The organism is Sphingosinicella sp. BN140058, assembly GCF_004135585.1.
Classification (GTDB): domain Bacteria; phylum Pseudomonadota; class Alphaproteobacteria; order Sphingomonadales; family Sphingomonadaceae; genus Allosphingosinicella.
Window position 1 is genome coordinate 1,561,461 of record NZ_CP035501.1, and the last position, 24,122, is coordinate 1,585,582.

General features: G+C 66.3%; 17 protein-coding genes. 8 read left to right on the forward strand and 9 right to left on the reverse strand.

Going from position 1 to position 24,122, the window contains the following annotated elements; translation table 11 throughout:
* Positions 1–28: 28 nt before the first annotated feature.
* The 4 genes from ETR14_RS07000 to rhmD form a co-directional block, all read right to left on the reverse strand.
* Positions 29–925: an amidohydrolase gene (locus ETR14_RS07000; RefSeq protein WP_129383990.1), complete on the reverse strand. Its 897-nt coding sequence runs from the start codon at positions 923–925 to the stop codon at positions 29–31.
* A 172-nt stretch (positions 926–1,097) separates the two neighbouring features.
* Entirely contained in the window at positions 1,098–1,847 is a 750-nt protein-coding gene (locus tag ETR14_RS07005) for an SDR family NAD(P)-dependent oxidoreductase (protein ID WP_129383991.1), read from the reverse strand.
* A gap of 3 nt (positions 1,848–1,850) precedes the next feature.
* Positions 1,851–2,720, reverse strand: a complete 870-nt coding sequence (locus tag ETR14_RS07010; protein WP_129383992.1) for a fumarylacetoacetate hydrolase family protein — start codon at positions 2,718–2,720, stop codon at positions 1,851–1,853.
* A 9-nt stretch (positions 2,721–2,729) separates the two neighbouring features.
* Positions 2,730–3,914: an L-rhamnonate dehydratase gene (rhmD, locus tag ETR14_RS07015; RefSeq protein WP_129383993.1), complete on the reverse strand. Its 1,185-nt coding sequence runs from the start codon at positions 3,912–3,914 to the stop codon at positions 2,730–2,732.
* Positions 3,915–4,106: 192 nt separating this feature from the next.
* Between rhmD and ETR14_RS07020 the strand changes: the two genes are divergently transcribed.
* Complete coding sequence (locus tag ETR14_RS07020; protein WP_129383994.1) at positions 4,107–4,943, forward strand: IclR family transcriptional regulator; 837 nt, start codon at positions 4,107–4,109, stop codon at positions 4,941–4,943.
* Complete coding sequence (locus ETR14_RS07025; protein ID WP_129383995.1) at positions 4,915–5,727, forward strand: SDR family NAD(P)-dependent oxidoreductase; 813 nt, start codon at positions 4,915–4,917, stop codon at positions 5,725–5,727. Before ETR14_RS07020 ends, ETR14_RS07025 begins: the two co-directional genes overlap by 29 nt.
* Positions 5,728–6,250: 523 nt before the next feature.
* Here ETR14_RS07025 and ETR14_RS07030 read toward each other — a convergent pair.
* Positions 6,251–13,222: an autotransporter outer membrane beta-barrel domain-containing protein gene (locus tag ETR14_RS07030; RefSeq protein ID WP_129383996.1), complete on the reverse strand. Its 6,972-nt coding sequence runs from the start codon at positions 13,220–13,222 to the stop codon at positions 6,251–6,253.
* Between the two features lie 279 nt (positions 13,223–13,501).
* Here ETR14_RS07030 and ETR14_RS07035 point away from each other — a divergent pair, with 279 nt between their 5' ends.
* The 3 genes from ETR14_RS07035 to ETR14_RS07040 all read left to right on the forward strand — a co-directional run bounded on the left by ETR14_RS07035 (position 13,502) and on the right by ETR14_RS07040 (position 15,257).
* On the forward strand, positions 13,502–14,143 hold the full coding sequence (locus ETR14_RS07035; protein ID WP_129383997.1) for a helix-turn-helix transcriptional regulator: 642 nt from the start codon (positions 13,502–13,504) through the stop codon (positions 14,141–14,143).
* A gap of 168 nt (positions 14,144–14,311) precedes the next feature.
* On the forward strand, positions 14,312–14,452 hold the full coding sequence (locus ETR14_RS28180; protein ID WP_165356352.1) for a hypothetical protein: 141 nt from the start codon (positions 14,312–14,314) through the stop codon (positions 14,450–14,452).
* Positions 14,453–14,567: 115 nt separating this feature from the next.
* The gene (locus tag ETR14_RS07040) at positions 14,568–15,257 is read left to right on the forward strand and encodes an alternative oxidase (RefSeq protein ID WP_129383998.1); all 690 of its coding nucleotides are present in this window, start codon (positions 14,568–14,570) and stop codon (positions 15,255–15,257) included.
* Positions 15,258–15,286: 29 nt separating this feature from the next.
* On the opposite strand, the gene ETR14_RS07045 is transcribed toward ETR14_RS07040, so the two are convergent.
* Positions 15,287–15,661, reverse strand: a complete 375-nt coding sequence (locus ETR14_RS07045) for a PilZ domain-containing protein (protein WP_371416755.1) — start codon at positions 15,659–15,661, stop codon at positions 15,287–15,289.
* A gap of 100 nt (positions 15,662–15,761) precedes the next feature.
* On the opposite strand from ETR14_RS07045, the gene ETR14_RS07050 reads away from it, so the two are divergent.
* The 3 genes from ETR14_RS07050 (at position 15,762) to ETR14_RS07060 (ending at position 20,216) form a co-directional block, all read left to right on the forward strand.
* Entirely contained in the window at positions 15,762–16,094 is a 333-nt protein-coding gene (locus ETR14_RS07050) for a hypothetical protein (protein WP_129384000.1), read from the forward strand.
* The gene (locus tag ETR14_RS07055) at positions 16,087–17,610 is read left to right on the forward strand and encodes a methyl-accepting chemotaxis protein (protein ID WP_129384001.1); all 1,524 of its coding nucleotides are present in this window, start codon (positions 16,087–16,089) and stop codon (positions 17,608–17,610) included. Before ETR14_RS07050 ends, ETR14_RS07055 begins: the two co-directional genes overlap by 8 nt.
* A 128-nt stretch (positions 17,611–17,738) precedes the next feature.
* Complete coding sequence (locus ETR14_RS07060) at positions 17,739–20,216, forward strand: EAL domain-containing protein (RefSeq protein WP_129384002.1); 2,478 nt, start codon at positions 17,739–17,741, stop codon at positions 20,214–20,216.
* Between the two features lie 37 nt (positions 20,217–20,253).
* Here ETR14_RS07060 and ETR14_RS07065 read toward each other — a convergent pair whose 3' ends face one another.
* The 3 genes from ETR14_RS07065 to ETR14_RS07075 are packed head-to-tail and all read right to left on the reverse strand — an operon-like array spanning position 20,254 to position 24,073.
* Positions 20,254–22,587: a xanthine dehydrogenase family protein molybdopterin-binding subunit gene (locus ETR14_RS07065; protein ID WP_129384003.1), complete on the reverse strand. Its 2,334-nt coding sequence runs from the start codon at positions 22,585–22,587 to the stop codon at positions 20,254–20,256.
* Positions 22,584–23,570, reverse strand: a complete 987-nt coding sequence (locus tag ETR14_RS07070) for a xanthine dehydrogenase family protein subunit M (protein ID WP_129384004.1) — start codon at positions 23,568–23,570, stop codon at positions 22,584–22,586. The genes ETR14_RS07065 and ETR14_RS07070 overlap by 4 nt, the downstream gene beginning before the upstream one ends.
* On the reverse strand, positions 23,567–24,073 hold the full coding sequence (locus ETR14_RS07075; protein ID WP_129384005.1) for a 2Fe-2S iron-sulfur cluster-binding protein: 507 nt from the start codon (positions 24,071–24,073) through the stop codon (positions 23,567–23,569). The genes ETR14_RS07070 and ETR14_RS07075 overlap by 4 nt, the downstream gene beginning before the upstream one ends.
* Positions 24,074–24,122: the final 49 nt, after the last annotated feature.

The following is a 24,122-nucleotide window of genomic DNA, read 5'->3' on the forward strand; positions in this document are numbered from 1 at the left end:
TCCCTTTGTGTTTCGTCTTGTCTGCTCGTCACACGCCGAGACCGAGGCGGTAAATCCGATCGGCGTTGCGCCCGAACATCGCACGCCGCTCGTCGTCGCCGAAGCCGGACGCGATTTCGGTGAAAGTCTCCAGGATCTGCGCGAAATCGCAGAACAATTTGTCGGTCGGGAAATCGCTGGCGAACAGCACCCGGTCGGGACCGAACCGGTCGATCAGCTCGCGCGCGAACGGAAGCATGGCTTCCGGCTTCCAGGCGCGCTCGATGAAGCCGAAGCCCGACATCTTCACCGCGACGTTTGGCAGAGCGGTGAGCCGCTCGATCTCCGCGCGCCACTGATCGAGCCCGTCCACCGGCATGCCGCAATGGTTGAGGATCACCGGCACCTCCGGATTGCGCACGATCGCCTGGGCGACATTGGCGAACTGTCCCGGATAGCATTGGAGATCGAAGGACAGGCCGTATTTGCCGAGCCGATCGAAGCCGCGCTGCCAGATCGGATCGGCGGTGACGTCGCGGGCGCAATAGGTTCGGCGGGGATCGGCATGCCAGTTGACGATGTGGCGGATGCCGCGAACGTTGCGATGCTCGGCATGAGCGGCGAGCAGGCGTTCGACATCGGGATCGTCGAGCGAGGCGAAGGCGACGATGCCGCTCGGCAGCCCGCGTTCGTCGGCCATGTTCTGCAGCCATTCGGTCTCGTCGAGAGCGCCGCTGGCTGCAGCGCCGGCATCGACATGGACCATGCCTGCGATCGTCCAGCCCTCCGCATCGGCGAGATAATCGTCGAGCAGATAGGTCTTCGCGATCGGCGCGACGCTGCCGTTGGGACCGTCGTCTGCGAAAGGCGGGGTCAGCCAGGGATAGGAAATGCGCTCCAGATCCCAGAGATGGACATGGGCATCGACGAACGGAATGTCGCGCATCTTTCCTCCTCTCCTAGCTCACATGCTTCTTCTCTCATCCTCCCTGTCGCGAAGCGATGGGGAGGGGGACCGCCGCAGGCGGTGGAGGGGCATTCCGGCGCCGTTGGCCCCTCCACCATGCTTCGCATGGTCCCCCTCCCCATGAGCTTCGCTCACGGGGAGGATGGAAGCCTCAATACGTCGTCCGCCCGCCCGACGTGTCGAACACGGACGCCGTCGTGAAGCTGCACTCCTCGCTTGCCATGAAGCAGACCATGGCGGCGCTTTCGTGGACTTCGCCGAGGCGGCCCATCGGGATCTTCGAGCGCATGTAATCGACCTGGCTCTGCGGCAGTTGGTCGAGGATCGGGCTTTCGAAGGTCGCCGGGGTGAGCGCATTGGCGATCACGCCTTTCGTGGCGAGTTCCTTGCCGAGCGATTTGGTGAAGCCGATCACGCCCGCCTTCGACGCCGAATAGGCCGAGGCGTTCGGATTGCCTTCCTTGCCGGCGACCGAGGCGATGTTGACGATGCGGCCGTATTCGTTGGCGAGCATGTAGGGCACGATCTCGCGGCAGCAGTAGAAGATGCCGTACAGGTTGATCTCGACGACGCGCTGGAAGCTGTCGATCGGGAATTCGTGCACCGGCACGGTGGCGCCGGTGATCCCCGCGCTGGCGACGAGAATGTCGATGCGGCCGAGGACGTCGTTGCTCTCCTTCGCCGCCGCGGCGACCGCGGCGGCGTCGGAGACATCGAGCGCGACGACATGGTGCGCGCCGGTCTCCGCTTTGGCGGCGGCGAGCGCGTCGCCGTTCAGATCCCAGAGCGCGACCCGCCCGCCCTCGGCGACGATCCGGCGCGCGGTCTCGAGGCCGAGGCCGGAGGCGCCGCCGGTGACGATCGCGCTGCGGCCCGCGAAGCGGCCTTCATAGGCGGCCATCGCTCAGGCCGCCGCGTCGTCGAGCTTGCGCCAGGCGACGACCTGCTGCCGCTGCTCGCCGAGCTTCGACACGCCGAGGCGCATCTCGTCGCCGGCCTTGAGGAAGATCTTCTCCGGCTTCTGGCCCTCGCCGACGCCCGGCGGCGTGCCGGTGATCAGCAGGTCCCCCGGGTGCAGGGTAATGAAGCGGCTGACATAGGAAATGCATTCCGCGACCGGGAAGATCATCGTCGACGTGTTGCCGGTCTGCATGCGCTTGCCGTTGACGTCGAGGAACATGTCGAGCTGCTGCACGTCGCCGACCTCGTCGGGCGTAACCAGCCACGGGCCGGTCGGGCCGAACGTGTCGCAGCCCTTGCCCTTGTCCCATTGCGAGCCGAGTTCCTTCTGGAATGCGCGCTCGGACACGTCGTTGACGAGCACGTAGCCGGCAACGTGATCGAGCGCGTCGGCCTGCTCGACGTAGCGGCAGGTCTTGCCGATGATGATGCCGAGCTCGACCTCCCAGTCGGTCTTCTCCGAGCCGCGCGGAATCATCACCTCGTCATTGGGGCCGGTGAGGCACGAAATCGCCTTGGTGAAGAAGATCGGCTCGGGCGGCGGCTCGAGGCCGGCCTCACGGGCATGGTCGGCATAATTGAGGCCGATGGCGATGAACTTGCCGATGCCGTTGACCGGCACGCCGTAGCGCTGTTCGCCCTCAACCAGCGGCAGCGAGGCGGGATCGATCGACTTCAGCCGCGCGATCGCATCGACAGTCACCTCGCGCGGGGTGATGTCGGCAATGTGCTCGGAAAGATCGCGGATGTTGCCGTCGGCATCGAGCAGGCCGGGTTTCTCCTGCCCTTTCGGGCCGTAGCGCAGCAGCTTCATGGAATGTCCTCAGTGGGTGTAGGGTCGGTGAAGGGCGATATCGCGGTTGAGCTCGACTCCGAAGCCCGGTTTGTCGAGCGCGGAGGCGCGCATCCGCCCCTTTTCCGGGATCGGCTCGCCGAGCAATTGCGGGTGGAACATCGGCACCACCGCGTCCGCCTTGGGGGCCATCATCAGGAACTCGGCGAACGGGCTGTTATGGCGGGTGATCACGAAATGGTAGGAATAGACCGACGATCCGTGCGGCACGACGAGCTTGCCGCGCGCATCGGCGAGCGCCGAAATCTTGATCATCTCGGTGATGCCGCCGCACCAGCCGACATCGGGCTGGATGATGTCGCAGCAATCCATCTCGAGCAGCATGCGGAAGCCCCAGCGAGTCGCCTCATGTTCGCCGGTGGTGACGAGCATGCCCGGCGGCGCGTTGCGCTTCAATTCGGCATAGCCCCAATAATCGTCGGGGCTCAAAGCCTCCTCGATCCATTTCAGGCCATGTTCGCGGGCGCGATGGGCGAGCCTGGTCGCGTAATTGAGATCGAGCGCCATCCAGCAATCAAGCATCAGCCAGAAATCGGGGCCGACCCGGCTGCGCATCTCGGCCAGCTCGGCGATGTTCCTGTGCAGCCCCTCCTCGCCTTCGGCCGGGCCATGGTGGAGCGGCATCTTGCCGCCGATGAAGCCCATCTGCTTGGCGAGATCGGGCCGGGCGCCGGTGGCGTAGAATTGCAGCTCGTCGCGCACCGCGCCGCCGAGCATGTGGTAGACCGGTTCGCCGCGCAGCTTCCCGAGCAGATCCCACAGCGCAAGGTCTACGCCGGAAAGCGCGTTCACGACCAGGCCCTTGCGGCCATAATATTGAGTCGAGAAGTACATCTGGTCCCAGATCTTCTCGTAGTCGGTCGGGCTCGCACCTTCGAGGAAGCGGGCGAGATGCTTCTCGACAATGTAGCAGGCCGGTTCGCCGCCCGTCGTCACCGCGAAGCCGATCGTGCCGTCGGTCGCCTCGATCTCCACGACCAAAGTGCCGAGCACGTTGATCCCAAAGCTCTGACGGCTCTGGCGATAGTCGGGATAGCGGCTCATCGGCGTTGCGATATGGTCGTCGATCCAGTGGCCTTCGCCCTGATCGTGATAATCGGCGCCGCCGCCGCGAACGACATATGCCCGCACATGCGCGATTTTCGGCAAGTTCATGCTGGCGGTCTCTCCCTCAAACTCATATGAAAATCCCACATATTGGGAAGCGTGTCAGGCGAATGGATGATAAGACCGCATGGGAGGCGACGTCAGCCCCCGTTCGGCGTCAGGCTCCTTCGTTCGGGACAGGCTTTCCGGACTCGCATTTTCGGCTTGGTTTTTCCACAATATGGGATAGAGTGTTACGTGATGAGACAGACCACGTCAATCGACGGCAGCGATGCCGGCCAGGAAAATTCCGCTGACGCGCCGCGCGCACCCTCCGGCAGCCAGACGCTGCTGCGCGGCCTCGACGTGCTTGAAGGCGTCGCAGAAGGCCCGGCCTCGCTCGGCGAGCTGGCGAGCCGCCTCGGCCTCACCCGCAGCACAACACATCGTCTCGCCAATGCCTTGATCGAGCGGCGATATCTGACGCTGGCGCCCGGCCGCGGCTATCAGCTCGGCCCGAAACTGCTCGAGCTCGGTTTCCAGGCGCAGCAGCAGGCGGACCTCGTTCAGATCGCACGTCCCAAGCTGGAGGCGCTAGCGCAGGATTCGGAGGATACCGTTCATCTCGGCATCCTCGACGGCGACCGTGCGCTCTATCTCGACAAGATTCCCGGCCGCCGGCGGATCGTCATCTCGAGCCGGGTCGGCGATCGCCACCCGCTCACCTCCACCGGCCTCGGCAAGGCCTTGCTGCTCGACGAGCCGCCGGCGCGCTGGCGCGACCTGTTCGAGCAGGACCAGAAGAGCTCCAACGTCACCGCCGACTACGACATCTGGCTGAAGCGGATGGCCGGCTATGTCGACGCCGGCCGCGCCTACGATCTCGAAGAAAATGAGGACCAGATACGCTGCGTCGCCGCACCGATCCGCGACGCCAGCGGCCGCATTTTGGGCGCCATCAGCGTGTCGAGCGCCGCCCAATATATGGACGACGGCCGCATGGAGCAGCTGACCGGCGACGTCGTCTCCACGGCCGATTCGATCAGCCGCGAGCTCGGCTGGAACCCCGATGCGAAGCGCCCGCGGCGCAGATCATAGTTCAGGAGACGATGCGTTGACCAAGCTGCTCGAAGGCAAGACCGTTCTCGTCACCGGCGCCTCGGCCGGGATCGGCCGCGCCGCCGCGATCGGCGCCGCCCGCCACGGCGCCGATGTCGCGATCAACTTCTCGCGCGACACCGCGGGCGCCGAATCGGCGGTGAAGGAGATCGAGGCGCTGGGGCAGCGCGGCCTTTCCGTGCAGGGCGACGTCGCCGATCCGGAGACCGCCAAGGACTTCGTCGCGCGCGCGGTCGCCGCATTCGGCAAGGTCGACGTGTTCGTCAACAATGCCGGCATCTGCCCATTTCACGCCTTTCTCGACATGCCGGTGGAGACGTTCGAGCGGACGATGCGGGTCAACCTGCACGGCGCCTATTTCATGGTGCAGGCGGCTGCCAACCAGATGGTGGCGCAGGGCCATGGCGGCGCGATCATCGCGGTGAGCTCGATCTCGGCGCTGGTCGGCGGCGAGTACCAGACCCATTACACGCCGACCAAGGCGGGCCTCCATTCGCTGATGCAATCCACCGCGATCGCGCTCGGCCGGCACGGCATACGCTGCAATTCGGTGCTGCCGGGCACGATCCTGACCGACATCAACAAGGACGATCTCGCCGACGCGGAGAAGCGCAAATATATGGAGAGCCGGGTGCCGCTGAGGCGGTTGGGGCAGCCGGACGATCTCGAGGGGCCGATCGTGTTCCTGGCCTCGGATCTCGCGAAATACGTGACCGGCGCGTCCTTGCTGGTGGACGGCGGAGCGTTCGTAAACCTGCAATAAGGCGTTGCAAGACAGCCGCGCAGACTGAGTTGCTCCTCCTTGCGTGCGAGAAAGGAAGGGCTCGGCGGGCTCGGCCCGAGTGGGCTGTGGGGGTAAGCATTGGGCCCCTCGCCCATCTGTCGGCGTGATCCCGCGCAACCACCGGCTCCCGGATCTCCTCGGCGCGAACGGCATCATTTCACAAGAACAGGAACAACCCAGGTGCGCCCCACCTGGTCCTGGAGGCGGGCGCATTTTCTTCGCCCAACTCCGTTCGGGCTGAGCCTGTCGAAGCCCTTCCCTCCGCTTCCGGGAGCAAGGACGAAGACGGCTTCGACTGGCTCAGCCGGAACGGGTGGCGGCAGAGGTAGGCGGGATCGCGCCGATCGCTGAGGCGAGGGTGCACCTCCCAATCTTCTCAGCCCCAACGATGCTGGGCGAGGGAATGGGCCGCAATGCGAGCCGAGAATTCCGACGCTGCCGCTCGCACAAAAAAGGGGAGAGCCGAAGCTCTCCCCTTAAGAGTGCAGGATTGGGCCGCGGCTTAGAAGCCGATCGTCAGACCCGCCTTGATCGCCGCCTCGCTCTGGCTTTTGCCGGTGGCGTAGCTGCCCTGGATGAAGGCTGCCGAAGAGCCACCGAGGGCGGCGTTGAGACCCGCGCCGATGTTGAAGAAGCCTTCGGGATCGACGCCTTCCAGGCGGAAGCGATTGCTCGGCGAGCCCTGGAACGCGACGTCGCGATAGCCGCCGACATTACCCTGGAAGGTGTAGGACACCTGCGCATAGGGGCGGACAGTCGCCTTGGAGAGATCCCAATCGCCGGCAAGACGCAGACCGAGCTCGGGGCTGAGCACGCTCTTCGACCTGTTGGCAACGGCAAGACCGATGCCCTCGGCCCCATCCTCCTCGAAGCCGTCGAAATCGTAGTTGCGCAGCTCGAGCTTGGCGAACGGAGTCGCGATCAGGTTGGTGCCCACCGCGAGATCGTAATCGACCCGGCCGGTCAGGCGGATCTCCTTGCTGTCGAAGCTGCTCGACGCGGTGCGGCCGAACAAGGCCAGATCACGGTCGGCATCCCACTTGGTCCACCCGAACACCGCCTGCGCGCCGATCCGCAGGCCGCCAAATGCCTGGCTGCCATAGGCACCGACCATGTAGGTCTCGCCATTGGCCTTTTCAGGCGTTCCGCGTGCATCGATATCGGCATGGTCGTAGCCAGCGCCAATGCCGAACTCGCCGCCGCTTCCGGTCGAAAAGCCGATCCCGATCGAACCGCCGAGGCTGTTCGCCTTGAGGCCCGAGGCGCCTGCGTCCTTGTTGGCGTCGAAGCGCGAGAAGATCGCATTCGGCCGGACCCAAAGCTGGAGGCCGCGCGTGCCGGATTTGCCGATGGCCTGGTCGATCGCCGTTCCGAAGGACGCCGTCGTCGAGACCGCAAGCAGCGAGCCGTAGAAGCTGCCGGAAGACAACTCATTCAGCGCCTCGGTGGCCTGCGCCGCCGAAAGCTGCGTGTCGAGCGCCGCCATCACCACGCCGAGATCCTGGGTCAGCGCAAAGGCCGGAGTGCCCACCGCATTCGCCCGCAGCGTGCTCACCACACCCGCCATCGAGGCGTTGAGCGCGTCGGCCGCAGCCGCCGCATTCCCGTTCGCAGCGGCGGTGTCGTAATCCAGCCGGTCGAGCGTGACCGCAACGACCGTGCGGCCACCCGAGGTCCGCGGCGTCAGCGCGAACTTCAGGAACGCCGAACCGTTGGTGGTGGTCACCGTCGCATTGTTGGTGAACGTGCCGCTGACGTTGAACAGGTCGGTGGTGGTGCCATCGAGGTAGAGAGCGCCGCGGGTGGTGGCAACCTGAACGGTGCCCGCCAGGCTGACGTTGCCGTCGACCGTCAAGGTGCTCGGCGTGGAGACGGGAACCTGACTGTTCGCCGGAGTCGTGAAGCCCAGCGCCGCAGGATCGAACAGATCTCCGGGAGCGCCGCCGGTGGCGTTCGGAGCGATCACGCGGACCAGGGTCGGAGTCATCCCGAACACCAGAGTGCCGGTGCCCGATTGGGTGAAGTTACCGAGCTGGTAGACGTCGATACCCTCGATCACCTCGGTGCCCGCTGAGACGGCAACGCGGCGTCCGAGCACCAGGGTGGCGTCGTTCTGAACGTTGCCGCGGATGCCGAACACCGAATCCGCACCGGCAACGCCGAGCTGGACCTCGCCGGCGCTGTTGCGGAAGGTACCAACGTCCATCGTCCAGTTGATCGTCGGCGCGGCCGCGGTGACCAGCGCCGAAGCTTCGACCTCCTCGTCCTCATTCTCTTCCACGCCGTAAGCAGCGCCGGTGATCACGAAGGCACCGGTGCCCGATTTGGTCACCGTGTTGACGCCGAGGATGCGGGCGCCGAGGGCATCCTCGCCGCCGAGGCCCTCGATCGCCGCATCGACATCGCTGCCGAGCAGCGGATCGGCAGGGCCGAACGCCGCCAGACGATCCGCCGCCTCGTCGCTGCTGAGGCCGAGGCGGCCCGCACCGACGAGATTGACCATTGTATTGGTGGTGCGAACACCGGTCTCCGCATCATGATCGCCGACGATGTTGCCCAGCGTCACCGAACCCGCATTGAGGTTTACGGTGGCGTTGATCACGCTGGTTGGCGCGTCGCTGAGACCCGATGGGTCGAACGCACCGTCGACCGAAACGCCGCCGGCGAGCAGGCCGTTCTGGTTCAGCGTGTAAGTCTGCACGAACGGGGCAGCGGCCGGGGTGACGACAGGATCGGTGGAGGTGCCATCCGGCTGGACGGTCTGCGCCGACGTGAAATTGTCGACCGCACCCCCGAGCATCACGGTTCCGCGGATCACTCCGCTGTTGGTTGCCGTTGCAGTGGCCGCGGCGAGCTCGACGTCACCAGCGATCAGGCCGCTGTTGGTAAGCGTCGCCGTCCCCCCAACGGGCGTATAGACCCGCGTCACGCTTCGATTGCTGATCGACCCATGAGCGGCATCCCATGTAACCGTATCTGTCCAGTCTTGGGCGGAATACAGGCCAACGACGCCGACATCGCCGTAAATCTGTCCGCTGTTCACCGCCGAAGCGTTGGCGATACTGGAGATCTGGACATCGACGGGGTTATCAACGTAGCCGTCCAATTCGTCAGTCGCCGCACCGATCGCACCCGCATTGGTGAGACTCGCCGGACCTCCGCCCACCATCGCGTCCAGTTTCCTGACCTGACCACCATCGGCGGTTCCATTCGCCGTGTAGGTGTAGTCGGTGAATATGTTGCCAACTGAGATTTCGCCGTCATTCGACGTCAGCACGCGACTTCCGGCAGCGATGGTCAACGCTGATCCGCCAACGCCGACCACCTCGATCGTTCCTGCCGCGACAGCATCTGTGCCAGCGGCGCGAAGTGCTGCGTTGCTGTCGATCTCGAGGGTGGCCGTTCCGCCGGTGGACCGCAAGGATTGCTGAGAGGACGAACCGACGAAGGTGTAGCCGTTGCTGCCGCCGGAATTGTCGACGTAGCTCTGTTGATAGGTGCCACCGCTGGAGAAGACGCCGACGCCGCCCCCTGCCGTGCCGGTAAGAGCGACTGCGACGTTTCCGGCGTTGCTGGATGCTTCGATGGAGCCTCCGACCGTGCCGCCGATTGCAAGGGTTACGGCACCACCCGTGTCGCGGCTGTCGTATCCGCGCGCCTGGGTGCGCGTAAGCGTACCCGAGCCGGTCTGTTCGGCCGTACTTGCCCTGCTGTCTTCATATGCCTGACCGTAGGAGGCAACCGTGAGTTGCCCTCCGAGGACACTGCCTGCTTCCATCGTGAGAGTCGCCCCGGCATCGCCGGCGGCATACACATCACCAAAGACATGCGCGGTGCCTGCGATTGACACCGTGGCGAGACCGCCGGAGGCGGTGGTGGTCGACAGCGACGAGCTGCTCGACCTTCCGGTCACGTTATTGCCGCCGGATACCTCCTTCGTCGCACGATCGGTCGTCGTGGAGACTATGGTGACGTTGTACGGATCCTCGGCGTTTCCGACCATGCCCGCGATCGATGCAGTCGCGCCAGCATCTCCGGACACTTCCAGGCGACCCATCAGGGAGCCAGCGCTTCCGATCACCACTTCGGCGAGACCGCCGACTGAAGTCGTCACGCTTTCATTTGTATATTCGTAGGTGGTACGAGAATTGCCGGAATACGTGGTCAGAGAGCGTATGTTTCGACTGGTGTTCGTCGCCTCCGATTGGACGCTGACCGGGGAAAAATAGTCGCTATTATCGACGCTGCCGTCGATGACGACCTTGGCCGCGGCGTCTCCGCTTGCCCTTACTTCGCCGATGGCCGTGCCGGTGGACGCGATGGTGACGCTCGCAGCCCCGCCCGTCGCAGTTGTGGCATCACGGGTTACCTCTTCGTAGACAGTATCGCCAGCGACGCTGCCGTAGGAGGTTCGACGAGTATTTCCGTATTCGCTGCTCGCGCCGTAAGCGGAGGCGATCACGCCCGAGGTGAATCCCGACAGTCCGACCGCGCCGTTGACGACCACCGACGCGTCCGAATTGGCTTCGGCGCCGACCCGGCCTTCAACGACCGCACCCTCGGCGATCTCAACTGCGGCGTTACCGCCAACGGAAGCGGAAGTGGACAAATCCTCATAACGGGATCCAGCCGAACCGTACTCGGAGTCCGTTCGCGTGGTGCGATCTTGGGCGAGAGAAGATGCCCATACGCCGCTCTCCCACGCAGGAGAGCTGCGAAGCACCTTGCCAGCGATGATCGCAGTCGCCCCGCCATCGCCGCTCGCGCGCACGAAGCCGCTCACGATTCCGGTGCTCGCGACCTCGATCTCCGCCAGGCCGCCAGCCGCTTGCACGACGCTCTCGTTGACAGACGAATTGCCGATCGGAGTGTGGCCAGAATAGACTGTCGTCGACGCACTATTCGATTTGCTGTTCGAGGCGCTGGAGGTGGCAGTTACGAAAGCCGCGGGGCCATCGCGGCCAACGGTGCCGCTGACGACGATCCTGGCTCCGGCGCTGCCTTCGGCCTGGACATTCCCGGCAACGCTTCCGGTAGCGCCCAAGATGATGGAAGCCGGACCACCGTTGACGGTCGTCGAAGCGCGGCTGGACGTCCCGGAAACGGACCTCTCGCTGCCATAAGTGCCGGTGCTCTGGGCGGTAGAGGCGCTTTCGGTGTCGACCCCACCCGCAGCCGCGCGCACGCCCGAAGCCGTACCCGCGGCTCCGACGACACCGTCGACCACCACCGACGCACCCGCATCGCCCTGGGCGTATGCTGCGCCTTGAACCAGGGCGCCTTCGCCGATCTCGATCGCGGCCGCTCCGCCGACGGACACGGACGTCGAGGCGCTTTCGCTCCTCGAGCCGCTTGCGTCGGTCAGCGAAGAAGAGCTGCTGCTGGTGTCTGCCGCCCGAGAAGTGGCGGACACCGCGCCGCCATCAAGGCCGCCCCACCAGGTTTCTGTGCCAAGAACGTTTCCGGCAATCTTCACGTTCGCGCCGGCGTGGCCGGTTGCATCCACATTCCCGAAAACGGTTCCGGTGACCTCGACCGAGGCGGATCCGCCAACTGCTTCGCTGCTGCTGCTGTTCGCAGTGCGGTACTCGGTCGGTGACGAGGTGGTGGTGCCCGCCGAGGCAGTATTGAAGCCGGAAGAGGCGGCAGTGATGGTGGTGTAGGCGCCGGCATCGCCGACGGTGCCATCCACGATCACCTTCGCGCCCGCGTGGCCGGTTGCGGTGACGGAACTAGTGAAGCTTGCGCCCTGCTCGATCGCAATTGCCGCCTCGCCACCCGAGGCGAGACCGCTGGAGCTATACTCGGTAACCGACGCTGCGCCGCCCCCGTTCAGCAGCGAAAATGACGAGAAATCGCGAGTGGTGCGATCGATGGCAGTCGATGTCGCTTCGATTCTGGAAGAAGAAGCCGACGTTCCAGCCGCGCCAGCGACTGTAATGTTCGCTCCGCCAATACTGGCCGCGATGAGCGAGCCGGTAACGCGACCGGTCTTGCCGACCAAGATCTTTGCCTCGCCCCCCGTGAACGACTCCTCGTAAAAAATTTCGCGCTCGTTGGTCGTTCCGACTGCTGAAATGATGGTGCGGCTGGTGTCGCTCTGAGTGCGGCGCACGCCGAAGGCATCCGCATTGGCATTGGCAAGGTTGCCTTCGCTGCCCAAGGTGCCGTCCACGATCACGACTCCACCGGCAGGTCCGCCCGCGGACGCGTAGGTCGCGACGCTAGCGCCCTCCTTGATCACGATCTCAGCATCACCGCCGGTCCTGTGTTCGCTCGACGTCGATCCAGAAACCGAAACGGATCCATCGGCTGTCGGTGTCGTAGAAGAGAAATTGCGTGTCGAGCTCTCGTATTTAACGGCACTTGCGCTCACGCCCCCCGAGCCCGACGCAATCCCCCGCTGCACGCTGCCGCGGATCGCGACACGCGCGCTGGTCACACCTTGCGTATTAACGAACGCAAAGGCGGTTCCACCGATCTCGAGTTCGGTCGCGCCGCCAACCGTCGTCCGGCTCGAGATCTGCTCGAAAGTGCTCGCGCCCGTGACCAGGGTCGAGGTGGAGCGTGTCACGGACGTAACCTCGTCAGAGCTGCCGGTGGCTTGGATGAAGGCAGCGTTAGCGGCAGTACCGGCAGTGCCATCCATCACAACTGCCGCATTGCCGCGGGATGAATCTGCGTAGACGCTGCCAACGATGCCGCCCGCCGTGACGCGCGTCATCGCGTCCCCGGCATTGTAGGTGAAGCTCGACGAACTGGTCGTGGACGAGACCCCGTCCACAATGACAGTGGTCGGTCCACTAGCGGTCGACAACGAGTCTCCGCCGCTCGCGAACACATTCCCGGCGAGGGCGCCGATCGAGAGGGAAGCGCCGCTGCGGCCCCAGGCGCTCACGTCAGCCGGAGCCGCCGCCATGCTGCCGCTGGCCGGCGCTCCCACATTGCCGCCAATCTCGGCCGTAACGACGCCGTGCGCCTGGAGCACGACGCTGCCGCCTATGGAACCGGGGCTGGTGAGGTTCAGATTGCCACCGACGTTGAAGATCTCCACGGTGCCGGTCACCGTGCCCGTGTTCGACATCCCGAAGGAGTTCGAACTGGTTGTCGCGCCGGCACCCTGGTAAAAGATGCCGACGCGGGCATCCGGCGTGCCGACCTGGCCGTCATTGGTGTAGTTCACGATGCCGTTGCGTTCGGTCGCAGTGGCGGAAACGCCGATGTTGAAAGAACCTCCGCGAACGACCGCCGGCGCCGCGCCTGCATTCCCGATGATGAGCGAAAGGTTCGGCGTCGTCACCGACTGGAGGCCGGAATTGATGGATCCTGACGGATTTCCCGCGCCCTCGCAGGTCACCACGCTCGCGTCGGTGGTGCAGGCCGCGCTCGCCGGAGCGGCCGCGAACATCGCGGTCGCGGTCACAGTGACGGCGGCCGTCGCGCGCAGCGACGCCTTGTAGGATAGATTCTTCATGAAATGCCCCTCTTCAATTTCGCGAGAGGAGGCACGAGACGCACGCACCTGCCACGGCCTTGGCCGTCCGGAGCCCCCTTCGAGGATCTTGAATAACCGCGCTTTTTGGAATTGATACTACCCGATAGGGGAGTAACGCCCGCCGGCCATGCATCCCCGAGACACGCTGTTACGCGTTAGGCGCAAGGCTGCGCCCGGCTTCGGCACACATGGCGGCTGCGCAGGCTTGTCAGCCGCAATCATCCGGCGCACACGTGTTGCGGGGCTTGAAGAAACGGCGTGGGCAATTTGGAAAGTGCATGGGGGCGGCGCGACGACACAGTCGCGGATCATATCTTGGCGCAGGACATGCTGGCGGCCGTCGGGCTGCCGGCAATGCTGCTCGATGCCGCCGGCAGGGTGATCGCGATCGGCCCGCTCATGCGACCGCTCACCCGATCCGGTCGGATTCTCGTCACGGCATCGGGTCCGGGTGCGGGTATTGCGGGAGACGATCGGGTGCTGGAGGCACTGATCGGGACACTGGTAGACGCGGATGCGTCAGGAGTCGCGGTGCTGTCCGCCCGGCGCATCCTGCATGGCGCGGCGGGCGCCGCGCCGCTGCTGGTCGAGATGCTGCTTCTGCCGCGCCGAGAGCAGAGTTCGGACGCCGGTGCCCCGCGCTACCTGCTCACCATCCGCGGCGGCGGCTGCGAGGAGCCGATGATCGCAGACGTCCTCCGCGAGGCGTTCCGGCTGACGGCGTCTGAGGTCGAAGTGGCGATGATGCTTGGCGAGGGTCGCTCGCGCTCCGCGATCGCCGAGCATCGCGGCGTTTCGGTCGACACGATCAAGTTCCAGCTGAAGGCGATCTTCGCCAAGCTTGGCGTAAAGCGGGAGACCGAGCTGGTGGCGAAGATGGGCCGGCTCTTCCGCGGATAAGGCGCGACCTCGTGGTCACAGGCTCCGCCCGTCGTCCTCCGGGCGCGACTGAGCGCAGAATCGGACTGGGCACCAACCTGTATCAGCGACTGCAGCCACGCAATAAGTCATTGCGCTATCATGCTTAATTACCTTGCTGCTCCGATCAACGACGCCGATCTTGCCGCTGTGAAGACATTCGTTGCCAGTGGCCGGCCGATACCGGCGGTGATCGCCGCCGCGTTGATCGCGCGCCTCGAACAATCCGAGTGCGGGCAGGCCGCGGCAATTGCCCGCCCAGCGCTGACGCCGACGGCGCTTCGGCCTTGATCGCACAGCATCCGGTTGGACGGAACGTCTAGGGGATATTCCTCATATCCGGCGACGGACCCGGCAAGTAACTCCGCTTCATCGACCAAGAGATTGATGAAGCAGGAGTTTTCCGATGACTGCCCCGTTCGTAGACCTGAGCGTCCATCACCAGCCTAAAGGTATGTCCGACCGCGTTGCCTTTGGCTTCACCAAGGCGCTGCGCTGGTGCGCCGACACCTTCTTCGCGGAGCGTTATGGCCACCGCGCCGTGGTCCTCGAGACCGTCGCCGCCGTTCCCGGCATGGTCGGCGCAACCATCAACCACCTCGCCTGCCTTCGCCGCATGTGCGACGACAAGGGCTGGATCAAGACGCTGATGGACGAGGCCGAGAACGAGCGCATGCATCTCATGACGTTCATCGAGATCTCCAAGCCGACCCTGTTCGAGCGCGCTGTGATCATCGGCGTGCAGTGGGTCTTCTATGTCTGCTTCTTCGCGCTTTACCTGATCAGCGCCAAGACCGCGCACCGCGTCGTCGGCTATTTCGAGGAAGAAGCGGTAATCAGCTACACCCATTACCTGGCCGAGATCGACGATGGCCGCTCCGAGAACGTGCCGGCCCCGACAATCGCGAAGCTCTATTGGAACCTTCCCGAGACGGCCACCCTGCGCGATGTCGTGCTGGTCGTTCGCGCCGACGAGGCCCACCACCGCGACGTCAATCACGGCTTCGCCAACGAACTCGGCGGCCTGCCTCAGATCAAGGTGGCGCCCTGCCCCGAGCACAACGCCCTCGAGCCGATCTGGAAGAAAGCGGCCTGAGCGCAAGCGGCGGCGCCCCGGCGCCGCCCTTACCCGTTCGCACTCTCCGAGCGGCGCAGGAGATCGGTGAGAACCGCCGGATGCAGCGCCCGGGCGAATTCCAGACCCGCGCGCTCGCCCGCGACCCAGCGGACGCGCGCTTCCCAGCTTTCGAGCCCGGGGAACCTGATCCAAACCGTCTCCCCGGCCTTCGCATAGAAAGCGGGAGAGACGGCACAGCCGGTGTCGCAAAGATCGAGCACGTCGACTCGCCAGGCGGATGCGCCCAGCAGGCGAAAGCCCGCCTTCATCTGCGTCGCGATTCGCGCCCCCGTGCGGCGCTCCAGATCGGCGTACAAAAGCTCTTCCCCCCCGAGAAGCTGGTGATGAAGTGATCTAGTTGATCGTCCCTGCCACGGCAACATGGTCAAAGGGCTACGCCCGATATTTGCCAGTTCATCATATCGTCCCCGTTCAAGAACAGACTTAACCCGGTCTTCACCACATCCCGACTACGGCGTCGCCATGGTTCGATTCCCGCCGCCGCTCCGAATTCTTGCCGGCCGCGGAGCGAAGGTGCTGACGGCATTCGGCGCCCTTGCCCTCCTGATCGCCTGGCCACCATCCAGCGGCAGGCTCCTGCTCGTGCCGCTTTCCCGCGACGCCGCGCAGAACCTGGTCGCCGCCGCCCTTGCCGACGAGACGCTGCTCGTCGCCCGCGGGCCGCTGCCCGGCTCGATCGTCGTGGACGGCCGCAGGCGCGACGTCGCCGAGGCGCTGGCGGGCCGGGCCGTGATCCTCCTCGCGGCGCGCACGGTCGGCTGCGGCGCGGCGGCAGGGGCCGTTCGCCGTGGCTGAACTCGACGATCTTCGCCGCCGCGGCGTGCGCCTGCTGGCGCTCTGCGGGCTCGGCTGCACCGCTGTGTTCGCGCTGATCGTTTCGCTGTTCGGGTTCGAGGACGGATCGATCGCCCTCGCCGTCTCCGCATTGATCAACCTTCCGGTCTGCCGCGACGCCTGGCGCAACCGCTACGATGCCGAATCCCGCATCGGCGTCGGCGTCATGGCCGCGCTGCAACCGGCGATCCTCGTCTTCCTGCTGCGCGGAAGCGCCTGGCAGATGGACATGCACATGTACTTCTTCGTCAGCCTTGCCGCCCTTACCCTGCTCTGCGACTGGCGACCGATCGCGGTCGCCTCGGTGATCGTCGCGGTGCATCACGTGCTTGCGTCCTTGCTGTCGCCGGACTGGGCGTTCACCGGATCCGGCGCGATCGGCCGAGTCGCCATCCATGCGATCGCGGTCGCGCTCCAGTTCCTGGTGCTCGCCCAGGTGACCAGGCGACTCGGAACGCTGATCGCCAGCCAGGTCGAAAGCCGCGCCCGCAGCGAGCGCCTTGCCGAGAGCGCTGCGGGTGCCCGGCGCGAGGCGGAAGCGGCGCTGGCCCGCGCTCGCAAATCGGAAGCGCGGGCGGCGCTGGAGCGCAAGCATCGCGGGGACGTGCAGCGCGCCGCCGACGCCGCCCGCACATCGGACATGCTGGCGATCGCAGCGGAGTTCGAGACGTCGGTCGCCGCGGTGGTGGGCGCCGTCGGCGCCGCCGCGGGAGACGTGCAGAAGATGGCAGGCAGCCTGGTCGACCTCGCACGGCAGGGCCAGCGGCGGGCGGCAAGCGTCGCCGCCGGCGCGGGCCAGTCCTCGCTTGCGGCGCGCGACATTGCGGAGCGAGCGGCAAGCCTTGCCCGGTCGGTCGCGCAGATCGCCGCCAATGCCGATCAGCAAACTCAACTGAGCCTGGCGGCGCATGCACGCACCGCCGCCGGCGAAGACAGGCTGCACGACCTTTCCGATCGGGTGAACGACATCGACGGCTTCGCCGAGCAGATCGCGACCGTCGCCAAGCACACCAATTTGCTGGCCCTCAACGCAACCATCGAGGCTGCGCGGGCGGGAGAGGCCGGCACCGGCTTCGCCGTGGTCGCCTCCGAGGTGAAGCAATTGGCGCATCAGTCGCGCGCCGCAACGTCTGAAATCAAGCGCCTGATCGGCAGCGTCGGCGACGGCGCGGCCAATGTCGAGCGGGCCTTGATCGATATCGTCGGCGTGGTCGATCAGCTCGGCGGCGCGGCCGAGACCATTCGCGCCGAAGTGGCGGAACAGCGGGCAACCACCGACCGGCTGAATGCCAGCGCCGAAGAGGCGGCGGCTAGCGCCGTAGCGATCGCCGGTGAAGTCGCAGAGGTTGCCGCCACCGCGGTCTCCGCCGAGCGCCTCGCCGGCCTGGTCAACGGATCGAGCGAACGCCTGACCGAGAGCGCGCGCCGGCTGGAACAGGCCACGACGACCTTCCTCAACTCACTCCGCACCGCGTGAGCCGACGCCGCCGACACACCGCCGCCCCGTAGGATTACGTAGACCGGCGGTAGCGGCTTGGAAGCCAACATGGATTACGCCGAGGAAGGGCGCGTCTGGACGGCGCGAATTGGGAATTTGGGGCGCGCATGATCGAGGACAGGCTACATCCGGCTATCCATGGCGACCGCGATGACGCGCGTTCCTTTCACAGCATCCTCGCCTGCCTGAACGGCCTCTTCTACCGCAGCGAGCTGCGCGCCCCCTGGCGCTTTTCGTTTCTGAGCGAAGGCGGCGATACGCTCACCGGCTATTCGCGCGAGGAACTCGACGCGACCTCGTGGGGCAATCTCATCCTGCCCGAATATATGAGCGAGATCGATGCCTCGGTCGAAGCCGCGATCGCCGCCGAGGCCCGGTTCGAGATCACCTATCCGATCCGCCACAAGGACGGCACGCTGCGCTGGGTCGCCGAACAGGGACACGCCATCCGCGACGCCGACGGCCAGCCGATCTTTCTGGAAGGAATCATCAGCGACGTCACCGCGGCCCGGCAGGCGGAGGATGTGGAGCGCACGGCATCGGCGCAATGGCGCAAGATGCTCGACACGATCCCGCAAATGGCGTGGTCGATGTCGCCCGACGGCCGTGAAGCATTTTACAACGAACGCTGGGTGGATTTCACCGGGCGGTTGATCAACGATGGCAGCATCCTGCGGCTCGATCTCATCCATCCCGACGATCGCGACAGCGCGCACGAGAGCTGGACGCTGAGCGTCCGCAGCGGCACCCCCTACCAGGCGCGCTACCGGCTGATCCATCGTTCGGGCGAGTTCCGCTGGGTGCTCAGCCGAGCCCTGCCGGAGCGGGACGAGACCGGCACAATCCGCCGCTGGTACGGCACGTGCACCGACATTCACGAACAGGTGCTCGCCGTCGACGAAGCCGCCTCGGCGCGGGATTTTGCCGCCCGCCTGCTCGGCGCGGCGCCGGACGCGCTGCTGCTGCTCGACGGCACCGGACACGTCACCTTCTGCAACGACGTCGCCGAAAAGGCGCTTGCGGGGCGCTGGCAGAGATCTCTGCTCGGCAGCTTCTGGGCGGATCTGGTGCCCTATGCCGTGCGCCGCAGCGCGTGGCGTGCGGCCGCGCGCGCCTGGCGCACCGGCGAGAAGATCCGGTTCACCGTGGAGCATTCGCGGGGTCGTTGGTGGGACGTGATCGCGACACCCGTGGATGCCTCGCAGACCCGGCCGCGGCTGCTGGTGACCGCCCGGGACGTCAGCGATCAGAAGCATGCCGAGCAGAAAGCGCGTTGGGCGGCCGGCCACGACACGCTGACAGATCTGCCGAACCGAGCCCTTCTCCAGCAGCGCCTCGATGCCGAAGTGGTCGGCGAGACGGCGAGTGATCGTCCCTTCGCCCTGCTCCTGCTCGACGTCGACGATTTCAAGCGGACCAACGACACGCTCGGCCACGATGCCGGCGACGCCTTGCTGATCGCCTTGGCCGGGCATCTGCGCGCGATCACCGGCGGCGACGACATGGTCGCGCGGCTCGGCGGCGACGAATTCGCGGTGATCCTGCCGGACGTGACCGAAGCCGAGGCGCTGCTCGACTTCTCACGCCGTCTCGCCGCCGCGATGCGGCTGCCGTTTCTGCACGACGGCAATCTGCTCGAGTGCCGGGCGAGCATCGGCGCAGCCCTGTTTCCCGATCATGGCGCGTCCAAGAGCGATTTGCTGAAGAGCGCGGATCTTGCCCTCTACGCCGCCAAGGCGATGGGCGGCGGCACCCTCAGGATCTTCGAGCCGGGGCTGCGCGATGCCTTCCATCAGCGCAGCGTGATGCTGAAGACCGGCAAGCATGCGATCGATGCCGCTCTGGTGGTGCCCTTCTATCAGCCCAAGATCGATTTGCAGACCGGCCTGTTCGCCGGCTTCGAAGCGCTGCTGCGCTGGCGCGACGGGGCCCGGATCCGGACTCCGGACACGATCGCCGCCTGTTTCGACGACCCGGTGCTCGCGGTCGAGCTCGGCGACCGGATGATCGAGCAGGTGATCCGCGACATCGGCGCCTGGCGGGCAGGCGGCACCGAGTTCGGCCATGTCGCGCTCAACGCTTCGCCGGCCGAATTCCGCCATGACGATTTCGCCGAGCGCCTGCTCGGCCGCATGCGGCAACATGGCCTCGATCCGGGCGACATCCAGGTGGAAGTCACCGAATCGGTGTTCCTCGGCCGCGGCGCCGAATATGTCGAGCGTGCGCTGAACACGCTCGCCGCCGGCGGCATCGGCATCGCGCTCGACGATTTCGGCACCGGCTATGCCTCGCTGTCGCACCTCAAGCGCTTTCCCGTGGACGTAATCAAGATCGACCGGTCCTTCGTCACCGATCTGCAATGCGACGAAAATGACGGCGCCATCGTCGATGCGGTGATCGGCCTTGGCAGAAGCCTGCGCAAGCAGGTCGTCGCCGAGGGGATCGAGACCCGCGCCCAGCACGATCTGCTCGTCGCGCTCGGCTGCCATGTCGGCCAGGGCTTTCTCTATGGCCGTCCGATGCCCGCGGACCAGGTGCCGGCGGCGCTCCGGGCCGAACGCGATGCGTGGCGATCGGCTGCCTGAGCGACAAACACCTGCAGGCGCGCGGCAGCGCCGCGTCTCACAACAATTTGTCGAGCGTGATCGGCAGGCTGCGGACGCGCTTGCCGGTGGCGTTGTAGATCGCGTTGGCGACCGCGGCGCCGGTGCCGGTGATGCCGATCTCGCCGACGCCCCGGGCGCCCATCGGCGCGTGCGGATCGGGAATGTCGGTCCAGATCACCTCGATTTCCGGCACGTCCATGTGCACCGGCACATGATATTCGGCGAGGCTCGCATTCACGATCCGGCCATTGCGGGGATCGAACTGGGTCTCCTCCATCAGCGCAAGGCCGAGCCCCATGATGATGCCGCCGCGAAACTGGCTCGCGGCCGTTTTCGGGTTGAGGATGCGCCCGCAGTCGAACGAGCCCAGGAAGCGCGAGACGCGCGGCTCGCCGGTCACGGCATTGACCCGCACCTCGCAGAACATCGCGGCGTGGCTGTGCATCGACCAATGCTGCGTTTCCAACGGCATCGGCGGCTCCGCCTCGACGCTGACCGCATCGCGCTGCGCCCTGCCGAGGATCGAGGCATAGCTCTCGTGGCGTTCGGGATCGTCCAGCTTGCACAGACCGCCGTCGCGGCTGCCGATCTCGTCCGGCTTCAGCCCGGCGAGCGGGGAATCATTGCCGGCAAGGCTGAGCAACTCGGCCACCAGCTTGTTGTAGGCGGCGATCACCGACGCGCCGATCGAGGCGGTCTGCTGCGAACCGCCGGCTAGGACCAGCCCCGGCAACGTCGAGTCGCCATAGGTGAAGCGCACCTGCTCCAGCGAAAGCCCGAGCCGATCGGCGATCACCTGGGTCTGCGCCGTCGCGGTGCCCATGCCCATTTCGTGCGCCGCGATATCGACTTGGACCGCGCCGTCGCGCGACAGCGTGATCCGGGCTGCGCCGCCCGGCATTCGGTAGTAGGGATAGGTGCCGGTGGCGCAGCCCACCCCGACCAGCCACTCGCCGTCGCGCACCCTGCCCGGCACCGGATTGCGCCTGCTCCAGCCGAACCGCTCGGCGCCGTCGCGCCATGCCTTGGCGATCTCCCGCGAGGAGAACGGCAGGCCGGTGAGCGGATCCTTGTCCGGCTCGTTGCGCAGCCTGAACTCGACCGGATCGAGGCCGAGCTGTTCGGCGAGTTCGTCCATCGCACATTCGAGCGCGAAGGTGCCGACCGCCTCGCCGGGGGCACGCATGAAGGTGTTGCTGATCATGTCGAGTTCGACATGCTGCACGTCGAGCAGCATCGTCTCGGCCGCATAGGCACTGCGGGTCGGCAGGATGAACGGTTCGGGCATCGCATTGTGCGCGGTCTTGGCGGTGACGCCGGTGTGGATCAGCGCGGTCAGCCGGCCGTCTTCGGTGGCGCCGAGCGCCAGCCTCTGTTCGGTCGGCGAGCGCCCGCCGACCGTCCGGTAGACACCCTCGCGGGTGAGGACGAGGCGCACCGGTCGGCCGGCGACCCGCGCCGCTGCGGCGGCGATGATCTGGTGCTGCCACAAAGTCTTGCTGCCGAAGCCGCCGCCGACGAAGGGCGAGGTGATCACCACCTGCTCGGCCGGCAGATCGAAAACCTGGGCGAGCGTCCACGCCGAATGCGCCACCGCCTGCTGCGCGTCGTGGATGCGCAGCGTGTCCCCGTCCCAGGCAAGCGTCACCGCATGCAGCTCGATCGGATTGTGGTTGTGTCCCGGCGTCGTATAGACCGAGTCCACCGTGACCGCCGCTTTGGCAAGAGCGGCTTCGGCATCGCCGACCGCGTCGTGCATCGGCCCGCCCATGAATTGCGATGGCGAGGTGCCGTTCGCCTTTGCAGCGTCGAGATCGGTTGCCGCCGGCGCGGCCTCGAAAGTCGCGCGGATCAGCGACTTGGCATGGTCGGCCTGCTCCTGGGTGTCGGCGAGCACGATCGCGATCGGCTGCCCGTTCCAATAGATGCGATCGTCCTGCAGCACCGGCACGCTGTCGCCGCCCGCCGCTTTGGGGTCGCTCATGAACAGAGGCGTCGGTTTCAACCTTGGGGCGTTGCGGTGGGTCATCACCAGCACCACTCCGGGCGCCGCCTCGGCCGCACCGACGTCGAGCTCTGAGATCCGTCCCCTGGCGATGTTGCTGTAGGCGATCGCGGCGTAGACCATGTCGGCCATCGGGAATTCCGCAGCGAACGGCGCCGCGCCGGATACCTTGAGCGGCCCGTCGATGCGCGAGACCGGCGCGCCGACATGGCCATGCTGGCGGCGGATCAGCGGATCGGGGACGCCGCCCGGAATCCAGCTGTCCGGGGCGAGCGCCACCGCCTTCCCCATGGCGCCCTGAACCATCCCCTGGGCGAGCGCCTTGCCTTCGTCGAGGATGCTCATGCCGCGTCTCCCGCCAGACTTTCGAGCACCGCGACGATCGTCCGCCGCGCGAGTTCGACCTTGAAGCCATTGTCCTTGAGCGGCCGCGCGTCGGCCAGCTCGGCATCGGCGGCGGCGGTGAACGCCGCCTCGCCGAACGGGCGGCCGCGCAGGGCGGCCTCCGCAGTGGCGGCCCGCCAGGGTTTGTGCGCCACGCCGCCGATCGCGAGCCGGACATCGCTGACGCGGCCATTCTCCACCTCAAGCGCGGCGGCAACCGAGACCAATGCAAAAGCGTAACTCGCCCGGTCGCGCACCTTGCGATAAGTCGATCGAGCCGCGATCGGCAGCGGCGGCAATTCGATCGCGGTGATCAGCTCGCCGGGCCGGAGCGCCGTCTCGATCTCCGGCCGGTCGCCGGGGAGGCGGTGGAACTCGGCGAACGGCAGGCTGCGCGCACCCCCCGCGCCTTCCACATGGACGATCGCGTCGAAGGCGGCGAGTGCGACGCACATGTCCGAAGGATGCACCGCCACGCACGAGTCCGACGCGCCCAATATGGCGTGACCGCGATTGAAGCCGCCGATGGCGTCGCAGCCCTGGCCGGGCCTGCGCTTGTTGCAGCGGGAACCGTCGTCGTCGTAGAAATAGGCGCAACGGGTGCGCTGGAGCAGGTTGCCGCCGGCGGTCGCCATGTTACGGATCTGGGCGCTGGCGCCGGCGACGATCGCGCGGGCGAGCGCCGGGTAGCGCGTCCGCACCAGGCGATGCTCGGCAACGGCGGTGTTGGTCGCTGCGGCACCGATCCGCAACCCGCCCGCCGGCGTTTCGGCGATCGTCCGATCGAGCCCCGTGACATCGACCAGCATCGTCGGACGCTCGATCGTCTCCCGCATCAGATCGACGAGATTGGTGCCGCCGCCGAGAAACCTGGCATTGGGTAGGGCCGCCTTGCGCAGCGCCTCGCCCGCGTCGGCGGCACGGGCATAGAGAAACGGGGTCATGCCGCAGTCTCCGCAAAGGTCTCGGCAATCGCGGCGACGATGCCGTTATAGGCGCCGCAGCGGCAAAGGTTGCCGCTCATCCGCTCGCGAAGTTCGTCGGCGTTGAGCGGGATCTGCTCCGCGGCGAGATCGGCGGTGACGTGGCTCGGCACGCCGCGCTTGATCTCGCCGGCCATGCCGATCGCCGAGCAGATCTGGCCCGGGGTGCAATAGCCGCATTGGAAGCCGTCATGCTCGACGAACGCCTGCTGGAGCGGGTGCAGGGCCTCGGCCGTGCCGATCCCCTCGACGGTGGTGATCTCGCGTCCCTGATATTGCACCGCGAGCGCGAGGCAGGAGAGGATGCGCTCTCCGTCCGCCAAGACGGTACAGGCGCCGCACGCACCCTGGTTGCAGCCCTTCTTCGTACCGGGAAGATGGAGATGCTCGCGCAACAGATCGAGCAGGGAGACACGCGGATCGTCCGGCAGGGTCACGCGCGCCCCGTTCACGATGATGGTCATTGGCTCCTCCCACCGAGGTTCGGCAATGGTCGCGCGAAAGCACGGCGCG

What these genes read in the sequence shown, in the direction of transcription:
- ETR14_RS07030 (WP_129383996.1), bottom strand. Translation starts at nt 13,222, where the DNA reads ATGAAGAATCTATCCTACAAGGCGTCGCTGCGCGCGACGGCCGCCGTC.
- ETR14_RS07065 (WP_129384003.1), bottom strand. Translation starts at nt 22,587, where the DNA reads ATGAGCATCCTCGACGAAGGCAAGGCGCTCGCCCAGGGGATGGTTCAG.
- ETR14_RS07000 (WP_129383990.1), bottom strand. Translation starts at nt 925, where the DNA reads ATGCGCGACATTCCGTTCGTCGATGCCCATGTCCATCTCTGGGATCTG.
- ETR14_RS07025 (WP_129383995.1), top strand. Translation starts at nt 4,915, where the DNA reads ATGCGAAGCGCCCGCGGCGCAGATCATAGTTCAGGAGACGATGCGTTG.
- rhmD (WP_129383993.1), bottom strand. Translation starts at nt 3,914, where the DNA reads ATGAACTTGCCGAAAATCGCGCATGTGCGGGCATATGTCGTTCGCGGC.
- ETR14_RS07045 (WP_371416755.1), bottom strand. Translation starts at nt 15,661, where the DNA reads ATGTTGCCGTGGCAGGGACGATCAACTAGATCACTTCATCACCAGCTT.
- ETR14_RS07050 (WP_129384000.1), top strand. Translation starts at nt 15,762, where the DNA reads ATGGTTCGATTCCCGCCGCCGCTCCGAATTCTTGCCGGCCGCGGAGCG.
- ETR14_RS07010 (WP_129383992.1), bottom strand. Translation starts at nt 2,720, where the DNA reads ATGAAGCTGCTGCGCTACGGCCCGAAAGGGCAGGAGAAACCCGGCCTG.
- ETR14_RS07075 (WP_129384005.1), bottom strand. Translation starts at nt 24,073, where the DNA reads ATGACCATCATCGTGAACGGGGCGCGCGTGACCCTGCCGGACGATCCG.
- ETR14_RS07005 (WP_129383991.1), bottom strand. Translation starts at nt 1,847, where the DNA reads ATGGCCGCCTATGAAGGCCGCTTCGCGGGCCGCAGCGCGATCGTCACC.
- ETR14_RS07060 (WP_129384002.1), top strand. Translation starts at nt 17,739, where the DNA reads ATGATCGAGGACAGGCTACATCCGGCTATCCATGGCGACCGCGATGAC.
- ETR14_RS07040 (WP_129383998.1), top strand. Translation starts at nt 14,568, where the DNA reads ATGACTGCCCCGTTCGTAGACCTGAGCGTCCATCACCAGCCTAAAGGT.
- ETR14_RS07020 (WP_129383994.1), top strand. Translation starts at nt 4,107, where the DNA reads ATGAGACAGACCACGTCAATCGACGGCAGCGATGCCGGCCAGGAAAAT.
- ETR14_RS07070 (WP_129384004.1), bottom strand. Translation starts at nt 23,570, where the DNA reads ATGACCCCGTTTCTCTATGCCCGTGCCGCCGACGCGGGCGAGGCGCTG.